The 15819-nt window shown below is 42.5% G+C and carries 13 protein-coding genes; 8 read left to right on the top strand and 5 right to left on the bottom strand.

The window, feature by feature from the left end; all coding sequences use genetic code 11:
- Positions 1–144 precede the first annotated feature (144 nt).
- From H6G75_RS22755 to H6G75_RS22745, 3 genes are all read left to right on the top strand, one after another.
- Complete coding sequence (locus H6G75_RS22755; RefSeq protein ID WP_190982247.1) at positions 145–960, top strand: hypothetical protein; 816 nt, start codon at positions 145–147, stop codon at positions 958–960.
- 72 nt (positions 961–1032) lie between these two features.
- Complete coding sequence (locus H6G75_RS22750; RefSeq protein ID WP_190982246.1) at positions 1033–1293, top strand: SemiSWEET transporter; 261 nt, start codon at positions 1033–1035, stop codon at positions 1291–1293.
- 499 nt (positions 1294–1792) lie between these two features.
- Complete coding sequence (locus H6G75_RS22745) at positions 1793–2830, top strand: ABC transporter ATP-binding protein (RefSeq protein WP_190982245.1); 1038 nt, start codon at positions 1793–1795, stop codon at positions 2828–2830.
- A gap of 357 nt (positions 2831–3187) precedes the next feature.
- On the opposite strand, the gene H6G75_RS22740 is transcribed toward H6G75_RS22745, so the two are convergent.
- The 3 genes from H6G75_RS22740 to H6G75_RS22730 all read right to left on the bottom strand — a co-directional run bounded on the left by H6G75_RS22740 (position 3188) and on the right by H6G75_RS22730 (position 6274).
- Positions 3188–3655: a hypothetical protein gene (locus tag H6G75_RS22740; protein ID WP_199337985.1), complete on the bottom strand. Its 468-nt coding sequence runs from the start codon at positions 3653–3655 to the stop codon at positions 3188–3190.
- 40 nt (positions 3656–3695) lie between these two features.
- Positions 3696–4331 (bottom strand): hypothetical protein, encoded by a 636-nt coding sequence (locus H6G75_RS22735; RefSeq protein WP_190982244.1) that lies wholly within the window; start codon positions 4329–4331, stop codon positions 3696–3698.
- Between the two features lie 92 nt (positions 4332–4423).
- Entirely contained in the window at positions 4424–6274 is a 1851-nt protein-coding gene (locus H6G75_RS22730; RefSeq protein WP_190982243.1) for a DUF3466 family protein, read from the bottom strand.
- A 974-nt stretch (positions 6275–7248) separates the two neighbouring features.
- Between H6G75_RS22730 and H6G75_RS22725 the strand changes: the two genes are divergently transcribed.
- The 3 genes from H6G75_RS22725 (at position 7249) to H6G75_RS22715 (ending at position 11607) form a co-directional block, all read left to right on the top strand.
- Positions 7249–8763 (top strand): polysaccharide biosynthesis/export family protein, encoded by a 1515-nt coding sequence (locus tag H6G75_RS22725; RefSeq protein ID WP_190982242.1) that lies wholly within the window; start codon positions 7249–7251, stop codon positions 8761–8763.
- A gap of 80 nt (positions 8764–8843) precedes the next feature.
- The gene (locus H6G75_RS22720) at positions 8844–10499 is read left to right on the top strand and encodes an alpha/beta hydrolase (protein WP_190982241.1); all 1656 of its coding nucleotides are present in this window, start codon (positions 8844–8846) and stop codon (positions 10497–10499) included.
- A gap of 277 nt (positions 10500–10776) precedes the next feature.
- On the top strand, positions 10777–11607 hold the full coding sequence (locus H6G75_RS22715) for an SPFH domain-containing protein (protein ID WP_190982240.1): 831 nt from the start codon (positions 10777–10779) through the stop codon (positions 11605–11607).
- A 71-nt stretch (positions 11608–11678) separates the two neighbouring features.
- Here the strand turns inward: H6G75_RS22715 and folP are convergent, their stop codons facing one another.
- A complete protein-coding gene (gene folP / locus H6G75_RS22710) occupies positions 11679–12518 on the bottom strand; it encodes a dihydropteroate synthase (RefSeq protein ID WP_190982239.1) in 840 nt (279 codons plus the stop codon).
- Between the two features lie 88 nt (positions 12519–12606).
- On the bottom strand, positions 12607–13332 hold the full coding sequence (gene tpiA, locus H6G75_RS22705) for a triose-phosphate isomerase (RefSeq protein ID WP_190982251.1): 726 nt from the start codon (positions 13330–13332) through the stop codon (positions 12607–12609).
- 352 nt (positions 13333–13684) lie between these two features.
- Here tpiA and H6G75_RS22700 point away from each other — a divergent pair, with 352 nt between their 5' ends.
- Positions 13685–14287 (top strand): hypothetical protein, encoded by a 603-nt coding sequence (locus tag H6G75_RS22700; RefSeq protein ID WP_190982238.1) that lies wholly within the window; start codon positions 13685–13687, stop codon positions 14285–14287.
- A gap of 78 nt (positions 14288–14365) precedes the next feature.
- The gene (locus H6G75_RS22695; protein ID WP_190982237.1) at positions 14366–15814 is read left to right on the top strand and encodes a GTP-binding protein; all 1449 of its coding nucleotides are present in this window, start codon (positions 14366–14368) and stop codon (positions 15812–15814) included.
- Positions 15815–15819: the final 5 nt, after the last annotated feature.

The raw sequence follows: 15819 nt of genomic DNA, 5'->3' as shown, positions 1-15819 counted from the left end.
ATCTTTGACAACTTTGGGAAATGTATTTATAATCACTATCAAACAGATATATTTATGTTTATCGCCCAAATTTTACCAAACTTTGGGCGATTTTTATCGGTTTTTTCTTAACATTCAACACTTCTGCTAGAAACCCTAGGAATTGTGAACAATAAATATGTTGATTATTTAAAATCCAAGATAGCGTTAGAAAAACCACTAAGTGATACAGAAATTGAATGGCTAGAAGATAATGGGCGTGAAGATATTATAGCTTTAGCTAAACAAAAACACTTTACTATTCTTAAAAGAAAATATGGATTGATAGATCCCTTAATACCAATGCAGCCATTTTACGAAATTATGCTAAAACTAGAGAAAAAAGAACGCCTAGATATTTTATTAGTGACTCAATTAATAGAAAAAAATATGTTGTCTCGTGATGGTAAAATTGCAATTGCACATTATAGATTAGAAGCAGAGTTTTACGAGCAGGAAATCAAGCAAAATGGTAACAAGAATAAGATTCCTACAGCTAGTAGCTATTGGCGGAAAGCTAATGAACCAAAACAAGCTTTAAAATTGACTAATATAGACTTAAGTAAAATAAGAGATACTCAGATAAAATCAGCAATTCTAGTTACTAGAGGTGCAGCATTTAGAGATATAAATGATTTATCAGAAGCGGAAAATTGTGCAAGGAAAGCTGTGGCTTTTCAGCCAGATGGTTATCAACCTTACACATTAATGGGTGCTATATGTTATGACAGACATGACTATGAAGAAGGTGATATTTGGTTTGAACAAGCAATACAATTGGGTGCTGAAGCTGAAGATATAGATGCTGAATTAAAAAGAGTATTTCGCAATACAAAAAATGAAGAACAACGTCATGAAGCTGCAATGTATTTGCTCAAGAAAGACCCACACAGGTATGCTTGGGCTAAATCTTATCTAAAAACAACCAAAAATCATGAATAACTGAAATTTTGCCAGATTAATCTATGATAATATATGTTCGTTGCATATATTTACAAATATTACTCAAGTCTAATGGATTTTTTAACAATTTTAGGGTTAGTTGCTGGGGCATTAACGACCATTGCATTTCTGCCCCAGATGTTTAAAACCTGGAAAAGCAAATCAGCAAAAGATGTGTCTTTTGTGATGTTGATTACATTTATGAGTGGCTTATTATTGTGGTTAGTTTATGGCATTGCTTTACAAGCATTACCTATTATTATTGCTAATGCCATATCATTTATATTTAACCTAATAATTTTATGTTTAAAAATTAGATATAAATCAAATTAGCTTCAACAGATCGTAAATATATGAATCATCTAGAATTTCTGCACTATAGGACTAATATTTAATTTTTGCAATGTAAGTAGTGGCGTGGCAAGGCTAAAATAGGGCATAAAAATAACTCTTGTGGTGTGGGCATCCTGCCCGCACCGGACGGGCTAGAAGCCCATCCCACAAGAAATTTATCATGCAACATTTAAGGCTTGCCACGCCACTACTTAAATACTTACTTTATAAATAGCTTCTGATAATTTCAGAAAAACGTGCCATTTTTAAATTTGTCTATTATAAAGGTACTGATACTAATTTGTAGTCAAAGTTATCAAGACGTTGCATACAACGTCTCTACTTGAGATGGGAGTAGGAATACTATTTTGGCAAGCAACTTAGTATAAAAAAGTTTACAACTATATTTCTTGGGGCTTAGTTCTGTTAGTCAGCGCAGGCGGACTTTGTTTTATGTATTAACGCCCATAAATCTTCTAAAATTCTCTTAATTTTGACAATGACATCTGTTATAGATACTCCAGAATCTCAACCGCAACCTACGGGTGTTTCGCCAGTAGTTGCAACTTTTGATTTGCGAAAAGTTTATCGTACTGGCTTTTGGTTGAATCAAAAGATAGTATCTCTCAAAGGCTGTTCTTTGACGGTTTATCAGGGTGAAACTTTCGGGTTGTTGGGGCCGAATGGTGCGGGGAAAACGACTTTATTAAAATTGTTGTTGGGAATTATCCGGCCAACGGCGGGACGGGGATTATTATTAGGTAAACCATTAGGCGATCGCCAAGTCAAGCAAAGTATCGGCTATCTGCCAGAAAACCCTTATTTATATGATTATCTCACTGGCTGGGAATTTTTAGAGTTAGCGGCGGGAATCTTCCAAATTCCGCGCAATATCCAGCGTAAGCGCATTCCAGAACTGTTAGATTTAGTCGGTTTACCTGTAGCGGATGCACGCAAAAAACAAATGCGGCGTTATTCTAAGGGAATGTTACAGCGTGTCGGTATGGCGCAGGCGTTAATTAATGACCCAGAAGTGATATTCCTGGATGAACCTATGTCTGGTCTTGACCCCGTGGGACGCTACCAAATGCGGGAAATTATTTTAGGGTTAAAAGCCGCAGGGAAGACTATCTTTTTTAATAGTCACATTCTGAGTGAAGTTGAGCAAATTTGCGATCGCATTGCCATTCTCGCCAAAGGTGAATTAGTTTGTGCTGGTTCTTTAGATGAATTGTTAGGCAATAATCATGCTTACCAAATCAAAGGTAAAGGTGGTGACAAAGAAGTGCTGCACAAATGGCTATCTAACTTGACATTTAGCCATGATGGTTCTTGGCAAGGCACTTTAACAGAGGACTACTATGATTTTCTTGATAGTCTTCGCTTAATGGAAGGTAAAATTATTTCTTTTGATTTAGCGCGACATTCGTTGGAAGACTTTTTTATTCAAAAGATTCAACAACAAAATACATCTGTTCAGCCAAATAGTGGCAATACCACTGATGGAGATGTGGCAGCCGCTCAAGCTAAATTTTAGACAATTAATTCCTGTCAAGAAGACTTAGCTTGGAGCGACGACTCTTTGGCTTTTTCTGGCCATAGTGAAAGTATTACTATGGTCTATGCCCTGTTTGTTCAGATTTGTGCTGCATAACACCTTGAGGCGCAACGCTTATATGGCTGCAAGTTTCAATCCAAGATGTAACTGTGTGGGTTTTTGGGTTACGAGAATCACATGTTTGCGAGTTGAAGGGTTGATTGGCAAACTTTGGGTTAGTACTGACCCGCAGCATAGCTATTGGTACTGTTACTCCAAAAGCAACCATCAATCCGATCCAGCCCAAGATGTATCGGTGCATCTTGGTAGTTGAATTTTGCATAACAATTAGTACTCCTACATCAACGACAGCCAAGGGAATAAAGGGTGCCACGCCATAGCTGTTGCCAGCGTGAACAAACCAAACAGCCAAACTAATAAAGTTCGTGGCTTCACCTGCCGATACTTCAACACCTGATGCAGCAAAGCCCAACTGCCCCACCAACCGATAAAAAACATCATTTCCTTACCTGCGTAGTTTTCCAAGTTGCCCCACATTAGGTCGGAGTTCATCGCGCCTGGAATCCAGCTACCCATCTGAATCACAATCTGATTGTTTGCTTTGGAAAGCTCGGCAAAGTGGTGAGTTGCCATCATCGCAACGGCTCCCACTCCACCGCTAATGAGGGCTGCGGCGGCTGGGCCTGAAACAGTGGGTGGAGTAGATGATCCAGTATGGAGTCCTTTAGGAAACTGCTTGAATCGGTTCCAGAAGCGAGTGTAAATTGGCTCGCTCCTCAGATGTTGAACCAGGGGTTTTGGCATATAGATTTTCCTTAATGAATTGAAATTGCCACTGTTTGGACTAGAGGGCATGGACTTTAGCGATCGCTAATCCTGATACCAAACCGCCCATTGCAAAAAACATCATCCCCATTAAAGCTACACAGGTTGCTGTCAGTACCGGACGATTTTGCTTATCTAAAATTGAGTCGCCGTAGTGCCATAAAATCCAGGTACAGGCGACACCCAACGGGAGTGTAAACAGACAGCTAAATTCGTGAAACTCCATGAAAATGTATTGAACTAAGGGCGTGTTTGCCCTCAGCCAAGCCCGCGCCCCGCCATAGGCAATATTGGCTCGGTAACGGGTGTAGGCGATATTCCCTGTGAGGATACCAAGGCTAGTAATTACGGTAGACCAAAAGGTTAAGGTTCGCATTTGGGGTAACACTTTGCTCGAACCCCGCAGCAGAGGAAATGCCAGATGTCCTGTGTAGGCGACCACTACTGTAGTTAGTAAGGCACTGAAACTATGGATTGTTCCTAGCGATCGCTGCCACGGGCTGGGGTGAAGTAAATTCACCAAGGGCAAAAACAAGAACAAGCCCCCGGAGAGAATTGCCAAGCCATAGACACTGACAGTAGCGATGTCTAGTTGTCTGGGAAATTCAGAAGCATCACTTTTTGACTCTAGTGATTGGAATTTCGAGTCTTGCATAGATACACTGGAAATGAACTTTAATTTTGAGATTTTGGATTTTAGATTGAAGTTCAATCTAAAATCCAGAATTTTTCCTACTACTCAATTCACTAAGCGATATTCAGCACATAAGAACGAGTCCCTGTCCTGGTGGTCGGGGTTGGGGTCGAGGTGTCTTGGTAGGTGTAAGTTCCAGTCGCCACAATTTGTCCGAATTCGTTGATGCTGGTGGCACTGGTCAAAGTCACTACCGATCCTTTATAGGTTAGGGGTGTGCTGATCAAGTTGTTTAGATCAGCTAAGACACCGTTGCTCCAAACATAGGCATGATTAACACCTGCGGCGGTTTGAGAAGCCCCGACCACTTCAGCGAATTCGTTGATGCCGTTGACGGAACCTGTATTACCACCCAGGCTGCCAATGGCGGTAAATGTGCCATCTGGCTGAAGCAAGAATGGTGTACTGGTAGCGGTGGCTCCACTACCATTACTGGTGGAACCAATGATCTGACCAGCGTTGTTGATATCTCGCAGGGTGGCTTGCTCGGCACCAAAAGTCCCAAGGTTAGTGAGTTGATACACACCGTTGGCATCTTTCTGCCACAGAACGGCGGTGTTTTTCGCCACACCATTCAAACTTCCATCGCTGTCTACATAACCAACGATTTGACCCTTGTCATTAACTCCACGGGCTGTACCGCCATCACCACCCAATTCTGCCAAACCTGTCACCACACCATTTTGCCAGTAGAGGGGTTTGTCAAATTCGGCGGCATCAATGTTGCGACCAACGATCAGGTTATTCTTGTTGATGTCCAGGAAGTAACTTTCTACGTTGCCAAAGTCGTTAATTGTTAGCTGGTAAGTGCCGGTGCTGTCTTTCTCCCAAAGTAAGGCGCGATCAGTTGGTCTCGGAATCGGTTGGCGCACTTCATCACCTGTTCCCAGAATAATGCCGCGATCGCTGATCGTGTTCACAGTGGGGGTGAGTAAGGTGAGGGTTGTGCCGTCGGCTGCACCAAATTCGGACTGACCGTTTTTTACTCCAGTGCTAGTTAGGGCTGTCAAGGTGCCATTTTCCCAAATAAAGCCTTGACGTACTAGGTTGTTGGGTTGAACTGCACCTGTGTTGGCGTTTGTATTGGTGAAGGTTGCACCTGTGTCAAAGCGTCCAGCGATTTGTCCAAAGTTGTTAATCGAAGCTGCGTTGACTGCTCCGTTAGGGTTAGTACTCAAAGAACCCAAATCTGTTGCCTGATAGCGGTAGAGAGGGCCATTATCTACCAAAGCTTGAGATCCACTTGCTACACCCTTGAGCGTCGCCAAGAGATCGCGACCAGCATACACTAAGGTATTACCGCCCTGGCTGACAAACTTGAGAGATTGCCCCAAAAGGCTGGCTCCCAAGCGCACTTTATCGGATGTAGTGTTAAAACCAGTTACGGTAACAGAACCCGCACCACCTTCTAAAATTAGCTTGTTGCTGCCATTACCACTCAGATACAAAGAGTCTCTGCCTGTACCTGCATTGATGATATTGTTGCCTGCTCCAGCATAAATTATGTCGTTGCCACCACCAGAGTAGATTGTATCGTTCCCTGCACCGGCGTAAATCACATCATTCCCGCCCTTAGTGACAATACGATTATTGCCTTCCCCTGCAAAGATGGTGTTATTTCCACCACCCCCATCAATAAAATCACTGCCACTACCAGAGTAAATCACATCATGACCCAGACCAGTGGTGATCAGGTTGACTCCATCTCCGGCAAAGATGACGCTTTTAACATTGCTAATGGCAGTAATCACATCATTCGCTGCGGTGCCGTAGATCGGCGCACCGGCACGAGAGTTAGGAAGGCGAACATCTAGGGGTGAAGGTGCGCCGAATGTGCCTAAACCCGCAGTATTCCTGTCAGGAATTAAGCTAGGGGAAGGGTTGAAGTTGATACTTGATGTCATTGAGAATATTTCCGACAATTGGGTGGGTATACGAAAGAGGACTTACGCAGACTCTACGGTTTTTGGCGTTCTTCTCTGGGAGACCCTGCGGGAAGCAGCTACGTGTTTATGACAAATTCAGCTTTTTGCAAATTTTTCGCGTAAGTCCTGCTAAACTCGCAACAAAGCTTGCCCTGCTCTAAGAGCGATCGCCAATTATTCAGCGTCAATCAAGTTTCTGGTGTCAAATTTATAGATATGAACGTGCTTAAAGCATTCGCACAATGTATATCCAAAGTACTGAGAAAAAACTCAATAATTTGCCACGATAAATTTGATCAAGCACAAAATTTGACACACTAAAGTATCGCTTAAAATGTGCTTTAAGCATAAGTTTGACGCGTTACAGTTTTATTGATTGAATCAGCAACTATTGAGAATTAATCTTAACTGTAATTTTTCTGACAATACAATTCCTTGAGAAGTTATGTCAATAGTTGCTAGAAAAATTTTACGCAAATATTTCTTTTGTCAAGTACCTAAAGTAATGAATGTAGTTTTTTGCAAAAAAATCTAAAATAATAATTATTTTTTGGCAAGAATCTTATCAAAAAACTTATAGGAAATACCCTATACAGCTAATAAATTGATCCTTATGGAAAAAGGTAAGGGACAACTCTTGTCCTTTTCAAGTAAACATGATCATCTATACTTTACTTTTCTAACTTGGCTGAAGAGTGATACTTGAGGATTTTAGGATCAGCATTCAGCATTTGCGGAATCCACTTATGAATCAATGCTTAATTGGTGCCTCAGTAAGTTGAACTTTAAATTAACTTTACTAAAAATTCAACTCTGATAAATAATTATGCTTCCGGAAAAGAGTATCCTTCAAGGAAAATAAGATTGTCGGGAAACAGGAATACTTAAGTATAGTCAAATAAAAACGTTTAGACAGTACTTTGCCGATCGTAGTCTCAGAGTCTAAGGTAAATATGTTTAACACAGGTTTATTGAAATTCCTCACCCAGCCAGTTATGGGTGTGGCTTTTTGTACAGCTATAAATTTTGCTGTGTCGCCCGTCAGCCTAGCTCAGGGACAACCAGTATTACCAGCTTCAAAACCAGTAATTCCAACTTCACAAACAATCCCGCCGAATAGAACACCTGTCATTCCAACGCTACAACAGGTACCAGCAGCAACATCTCAACAATTAGATACAACTTATACTTTGGGTGGCGGCGATCGCATCCGGGTGAATGTATTTGAAGTACCAGAATACACAGGAGAATATCAAATTCCTCCCGGTGGAGCAATTACTTTACCTTTAATTGGTAGTGTGCCATTGCAGGGGTTAACCACTGAACAAGCATCGGATGAAATTGCTAGAAGGTACTCCCGCTATCTCAAACGGCCGTTAATTTCTGTCAACTTGTTATCATCCCGCCCGATTAACATTTTTGTGGCGGGAGAAGTCACAAGACCGGGTTCTTATACTCTCAGCCTTAGTGGTGGTGCAGGAGATAACCCTGGCGTACAATACCCAACTGTATTAGCCGCGTTAACAACAGCCCAAGGTGTGACCTTAGCCGCAGATGTCACCCAAGTAGAAGTACGACGCAAAGTCGGTAGAGGTGGCGAACAGCGCGTTACCCTCAACTTAAAAGAGGCTGTACAGACTGGTCAAGTCGGTCAAGATATTACATTACGGGATGGTGACACCATCTTTGTTCCAACTGCGTCTAACTTCGACAAAGCTGAAGCCCGTAATTTAGCCGCCAGTAACTTTGCGGCTAGTCCTAGCACACCCCGCACAGTCGCCATTATTGGTGAAGTCAACCGTCCCGGTTCTTACTTGGTGACAACAGGTGGCGGTGGTGCAGAAGGGGGTGCAGGTGGTTTACCTACCGTCACCAGAGCTATTCAATTAGCGGGTGGAATTACCGGACAAGCAGATATTCGCAGTCTGAAACTCCGCCGCCCCACCAGAACTGGTAGTGAACAAACTATTGATATTAATCTCTGGCAATTACTCCAGAGTGGTGATGTCAATCAAGATATTATCGTCCAGGACGGAGATACGATTGTTATCCCCACTGCTACTGATGTGACTGCCGCAGAAGCAACTCAACTGGCGAATACAACTTTATCTCCAAACACTATCCAAGTTGGTGTGGTGGGTGAAGTCAAAAGACCAGGCGCGACAGAACTCAAGCCGAATAGTTCTTTAAACCAAGCTCTATTGGCGGCTGGTGGTTTTAATGATGCCCGCGCCAGCCGAGCGGCTGTAGATTTGGTACGCCTGAATCCTGATGGTTCTGTTACCAAACGGGTAGTTAAAGTCAATTTTGCTGATGGTATTAACGAGGCGACTAACCCCATTCTGCGAAATAATGATGTGATTATCGTTAGCCGTAACGGTTTGACTAAGACTAGTGAAACTTTAAGCGCAATTTCTGGCCCCTTTGGGGTAATTTTGAACGTGTTGCGTCTATTCACAGGTTTTTAGTTTAGGATACAGCTAAAAATTGGGGACAATAATCACGCTTTATACGTCCCCATAGCTGGTAATCTTTTGGTTCAAAGAAAATGGCAGGTTCTTTGCAGTTTCCTAAAAATCATCCTTGCAAGGGTTCTTTCTTGCAAGGATTGTTGTTTAGTGCGAGTCTTGTTTTGGGTTGGGGTTGGGCAATACCCGCTACTTTAGCCGCAGAAACAGTAACTATTCGTTTCGGCCCGTTCCAGCAATCTGTGGCGATCGCGGATATCGAAAAATTTGCTAAAACTGGAACATTATCCCAAACTCTGCAAGCTTACGAATCTTTATTTACTCCAGAATTACGAGGCTTACTCAATCGACGAGTCCAAGTAGATCCTAAATTTGCCGACAAATTTGTGGATGAATTAACTCTCTTACCCCAAGGCAAACAATTAATTACATCCTTAGCCGCAGCTATTCCCGGTAGTAGCGTCGAAAGCCTACAAGCAACAATGAGTATCGGGTTGCGTCAAGTGAATGGTTTGAGTGTGGTCAGTTTCCTCAAAGCTTATCCCACAGAAAATATTGACCTGGATGCAACTCAATTATTACAAATTGCTACAGAATTTAACCCCAACAACTTACAAAGCCAAGCCCTCGGTAGTATCCTAGCCCGAAATTTAACAGTTAAAACCAATACAACTTTTCAACCGAGTTTTGACCCCGCCGCCACAGGCCCAGAAGCAGTAGAACAGCAGACTCTCACCTTCCAAGACAAACAACGTCAACGCAGTATCCCAGTAGATATTTACTGGAGTCCAAAAACCGACACTACAGCACCATTGGTAGTGATTTCCCACGGCTTTGGTGCTAACCGCAGATTTGCCAGCTATTTAGCACGTCATTTAACTAGTTATGGCATTACTGTTGCTGCGATTGAACATCCTGGAAGTAATGGTGCAGCAATTAATAACGCCGCCAACCAAGGAAATTTAGCCAAATTACTCCCAGCAGCAGAATTTATTGAGCGTCCCAAGGATGTGAGCTTTTTACTCAACGAACTGGCAAGTATTAACAAGCAGCCAGGGCAATTGCAAGGCAAACTCAACACAGAAAAAGTGACTGTGATTGGTCATTCTTTAGGGGGCTATACTGCTTTAGCCTTAGTGGGTGGAGAAATCAATTTAGGAGAAGTGCGACAATTTTGTAAAACTTCTTTGAGTTTGGTTGATCCCCTTGGTGATTGGTTACAGTGTGCCGCCGCATCTTTAAAAGAAAATAAACTTCAGTTGCGGGATGAACGAGTTAAAAGTGCGATCGCTCTTAACCCCGTCACAGGTAGACTCTTTGGGAAACAGGGACTTTCTCGAATTAACAAGCCCGTATTAATTTTGACTTCCACTGAAGATGCCTTAACCCCTGCCTTAACTCACCAAATCCGACCTTTTAGCCAGTTAAAGGGTAATAAATATTTATTAACCGCCATTGGTGCAACTCATTTAAGTATTCTTGACCCCGCATATTCAGCAGGCGAAGCTTCCACAATTGTCAAAGAAAAGCGTGGTACAGAAACCCAAGCCTTGCGCCAACTCCTGCGCGGTGTCAGTTTAGCTTTTGTCAAGCAACTCACCCCCGAAGCGAAAACTTACCAACCATTTTTAACAGCGGCCTATGCACAGTCTCTATCAACACCAGAAATCCCCCTACGCCTGAATGCCGACTTACCAACCAATGTCAAGCCTTGGCTCGATTTGGCGGTGAAGTGAATCAGCAGAAGTCAGAAATCAGAAGTCAGGAGTCAGAATAAAATACCCAAACTGGATTCTTCTGCTGTAAATTTCTTGCCAGTATGTTATCAAGGTGCTTTAATAACGATCGCATTCTGCCAATCAGTTTTATCTACTTAAAACGTAGCAAATACACAGATGCTAGGTTTGTGAGCGAGTGCGTATAAAAGCACAAACTCAAGAGACTAGACTAAAAGGTAGGACAAATACCATATCCTTAACAGTTAATTCTCCCAATTGCTAAATAGGAGCATCTATGGAGCCAATTATTGCTATAGTCTTAGCCCTTGTAGGCTATGCGTTAGGGTCAGCCAAAATTATTAATGAAGGTAATGAAGCCTTAGTCGAACGCTTAGGACAAAGACACCGCACACTCAGACCAGGCTTAAACTTTATCGTGCCTTTGGTGGATCAGATTGTCATGGAAGACACCACCAGAGAACAGATTTTAGACATTAAGCCCCAGAAAGTAATTACTAAAGATAACGTTTATTTAGAAGTAGACGGTGTTGTCACTTGGCAAATTACCAGTATGGAAGACAGCTTTTATAAAGTTGAAGATGTGCAAGTGGCTCTTTCTAACTTAGTCACAGTCGAACTCCGTACTCACATTGCCGACAGAAGCCTAGCAGAAACAACTTCTGCTCGAAATCAAATGAATCAATCGCTGTTACAGATTGTGAATGAGACTAGTAAAAAATGGGGCGTGAAGATTATCCGGGTAGATATTCAAAGCATTACACCCCCAGAAAGCGTCCAGAAATCAATGGCAGAACAACAAGCGGCCGAAATTAAAAAACAAGCTGCTATTTTAGAAGCTGAAGGTGACAGACAAGCAGCTATTAAACGTGCCGAAGCCACCAAAGAATCTATCCGCATTCTTTCGGAAGCTATCACTGCTAAACCAGAAACCAAAGATATTCTCCGGTATTTAGTAGCCCAAGAACATTTAGAAGCTAGTCAAAAGCTTAGTGCTAGTAGCAATGCCAAAATTGTCTTTCTCAACCCCAGCGTCTCTGAAGGCGCATTAGACCAAATGTTGGGTGATACGGTAAGTACTGAAGGCAATGGGAATGGTCAAGCTTAGAGAGTGCTGAGTGCTGAGTGCTGAGTGTTGAGTAAAAAATACTAGCCTCTAGCCCCTAACCCCTAGCCCCTCTACCTAAACAACGTATCCGCAACTAGCGAGACTTCACGCATTTCTTTGACATCGTGAATTCGCAGAATATCCGCACCGTTAGTAATAGCAGCACAACAAGCCGCTGCTGTTCCCCAGATGCGTGCTTTGGGATTTGGTTGATTGAGAATGCGACCAATAAAACTTTTACGAGATACGCCTACTAAGATAGGACACCTTAATTGTGTGAGCGATCGCAAGTTACGCAAAATCTCTAAATTCTGCTCATAATTCTTAGCAAAACCAATCCCAGGATCAATAATAATTTTTGCTTGGTCAATACCTGCCTTGGTTGCGGCCAAAATTTGTTCTGTTAAAAAACTTGCAATTTCTCTTAGTAAATCTTCATACTCTGTCATTTGTTGCATCGTTTCTGGTGTTCCCCGAATGTGCATTAAGACTATCGGCACACCTAAACTCGCAACTGTCGACAACATCGCATCATCAAATGTCCCGCCGGAAATATCATTTACAATATCTGCACCAGCTTCTATTGCTGCTTTCGCTACAGATGCCCTAGTTGTATCTACAGAAATCGGCACTGTCATTTCCGAGCGTATTGCCTTGATGATGGGGATAACTCGCTCTAATTCTTCCGCCAAACTAATTTGCTCTGCACCTGGACGCGTTGACTGCCCACCAACATCAATGATGTCAGCACCAGCCGCTACCATTGCTTGGGCTTGAGCCAAAGCCGCATCTGTACTATGAAAATCCCCACCATCGCTAAAACTATCAGGTGTCACATTCAGCACACCCATTAAATAAGTGCGTTGTCCCCAAGCAAAACAACGCCCCCGAATAATTAAATTACTGGGCATACAAAGCGATAAAGTCTGATTCTTTTAACTTTTAACTGAGTTAAACCCATTCCCTGGCGCTGCCAGGGAAAAGGCGTTGCACATGAGACTATTGATAGTTGACAATCCGGGCAAAACTTTCAGGTTCCAGACTGGCTCCTCCCACAAGCACGCCGTCAATTTCTGGTTGAGCCATAATCTCATCAATATTATTTGGCTTGACTGAGCCACCATATTGAATTGGAACATTGGGGTTCTTTAACTGACTGCGAATTAAGCGAATAACTCGGTTAGCTTCTGTAGCTTCACAGGTGTCACCAGTCCCAATTGCCCAAATGGGTTCATAAGCAATCACTAAATTATCTTGATCTACATTCACTAGGCCGTTTTCTAGCTGAGTAGTAATTAGTGATTCAGTTTGCCCTAAATCGCGTTGTTGTTTTGTTTCCCCTACACATAAAACTGGGGTTAAACCGTGTTTTTGAGCAGCTTTCAGACGTAGATTAACTGTCTCATCCGTTTCACCAAAATATTGCCGTCGTTCGCTATGACCGACAATTACATAACGGACACCAATTTCTGTCAGCATCGGAGCGGCAATTTCACCAGTATAAGCTCCAGAGTCTTCCCAATGAACATTTTGCGCTCCAAGTTGTACACGGCTACCATGCAAACTTTGAGACAAAATGCTTAAATCGGTGAACGGAGGACACAATAATATTTCTCGCTCTTCGGGCGTGTTGTCTAAATGAGGCAGAAACCCTCGCAAGAAATCTTGAGTCTCTGCCTGGGTTTTAAACATTTTCCAGTTACCGGCAATAACAATTTTCCGCACAGGTGATGTAGTCAAATTCCTAACGCTAATAGATGCACTCTTCACTCTACTACTTTTTCGGATCACCCGATACGCTGGTAAAAGATGACATAGAATTGCTACATAAGAAGCTGTAGTCAAATTCCTAACGCTAATAGATGCACTCTTCACTCTACTACTTTTTCGGATCACCCGATACGCTGGTAAAAGATGACATAGAATTGCTACATAAGAAACTCATCAAGAATAAGACCTTAATATCTAAAAAGTTTGTCATTGCTTATTTGTTCTTTGGTCAATACAAATGACAAATGACTAAATAACTAATGACAGTCCCAACTAAAGAATGTGCAGTTTAAACGCCAAATAGCTTATGCCTTATAGTCAATTTACTATTGACAGGTTGAAACAAGATTTTCGCCTGATGATTGTAGAGGGAGTACGGTTTTTTCCCGAAAATATCGAACCTGTACATCCCAGTTCCAGACTGCAAGCTATTTTAGAAGATTTGCCTTGGGCAATTGCAGTTGACACAGAAAAAGCCCGTTCTGAGGTAATTATCAATCCTGTGCTGTTGGAAGTACGCCGCATTCTCCATTCGTCCATCAGTGTGTTTTCGGGGGAAGAGTTTAACGTTGATGCAAGTATTGGACTTAACGGTGTCTGCGACTTCCTCATTAGTCGTTCGTCTGAACAGTTAACAGTGGAAGCACCCGCAATTGTAATTGTTGAAGCGAAAAAATCAGATTTAAAATCAGGACTCGGACAGTGTATTGCTGAAATGGTGGCTGCACAAAGATTCAATGAAGCCAAAGGACAGCCTATCGCAACAATTTACGGTACTGTCAGCAGTGGAACACAATGGCGATTTCTCAAACTAGAAGGGCAAACAGTCACCATTGACTTTAGTGATTATCCTCTGCCTCCAGTGGAAACAATCTTGAGTTTTCTGGTGTGGATGGTGAAGACAGGCTGAACACTGAATTTTATCGCCCCATATCCTGTAAAAAATAACTAGGATAAAAATGAGGTAAATCAAAAATCTCCGGTTAACATGCCTTCTAAATTGCCAGAACCAGACCAAAGTAACTCGCCTAATTGGGAGGAAGAACTAGATAGTGCTATTTTTAGCTTTGAAGATATTCAAGCGGAACTGAATTATAAACAAGCCCAAACAGCACTGCGAAACTTGGTAGCTAATCTTGACCTGACACCACAAGAAAAGGCAGGGTTAGAAACCGAACTGGCTGATTTAGAAACTATGCTGGCCAAGTTAGACCGGATGGTTGTGCAGATTGCTGCTTTTGGGATGGTAGGACGGGGTAAATCATCTCTGTTGAATGCTTTGGTAGGACAACCAGTATTTGAAACAGGCCCTTTGCATGGTGTAACTCGTGCTGCACAACGGGTTAATTGGAGTATTCACGAAGAAATTATTGGCTCAAACGAACGAGCTTTGCGTGTGACTTTACCGAGTGTTGGTCAATCTCAGGTAGAACTGATTGATACCCCTGGGTTAGATGAAGTTGATGGTGACACTCGCGCCGCCTTAGCAGAACAAATCGCCAAACAAGCTGATTTGATTTTGTTTGTGATTTCGGGAGACATGACTAAGATAGAACACCAAGCCCTTTCCCAATTGCGAGAAGCAGGAAAACCGATCATTTTGGTGTTTAACAAAGTTGACCAATATCCCGCCGCCGATCGCTTGGCAATTTATGAGAAAATTCGAGATGAACGGGTAAAGGAATTACTCACGCCTTTAGAAATTGTTATGTCAGCCGCCTCTCCATTGGTGAAAACGGCGGTAGTTCGCTCTGATGGTAGTCGGGGTTTGCAGTTGCGTCCCGGAAACGCCCAAGTTGAAGAATTAAAGCTGAAGATATTAGAGATTTTACAACGTGAGGGTAAAGCCTTAGTGGCGCTGAACTCGATGTTGTATGCTGACACTGTCAATGAGCAACTGGTACAACGCAAACTCTTAATTCGAGAACAGAACGCCAATCAATTGATTTGGAAAGCGGTGATGGCTAAAGCCCTAGCGATCGCCCTCAATCCGGTGACAGTCGTAGATATACTGAGTAGTATAGCTATTGATATTGCTTTGATTTTAGGTTTATCGAAACTCTACGCCATCCCCATGACTGAAGCTGGTGCGGTGAAACTATTGCAAAGAATAGCCTTGAGTATGGGCGGTATTGGTGTGAGTGAATTATTAGCCAACTTGGGCTTAAGTGGTTTGAAAACTTTACTGGGTATCTCTGCACCAGCTACAGCAGGTGTTACCTTAGCACCTTATGTCACCGTTGCACTCACCCAAGCAGGGGTAGCTGGTGTCTCTTCTTACGGTATTGGCCAAGTCACGAAAGCTTATTTAGCCAATGGTGCAACTTGGGGGCCAGAAGGGCCAAAAGCAGTCATCAGCAAAATTCTCGCGAATCTAGATGAAGCCTCAATTCTCAACCGCATTAAAGATGAACTGCAATTAAAGCTGAAACTATAGTAAAG

The sequence above is a fragment of the Nostoc sp. FACHB-280 genome (assembly GCF_014697615.1).
In the GTDB taxonomy this organism is placed as follows: Bacteria; Cyanobacteriota; Cyanobacteriia; order Cyanobacteriales; family Nostocaceae; genus Nostoc_B.
This window is presented reverse-complemented; position numbering and strand designations above follow the sequence as displayed.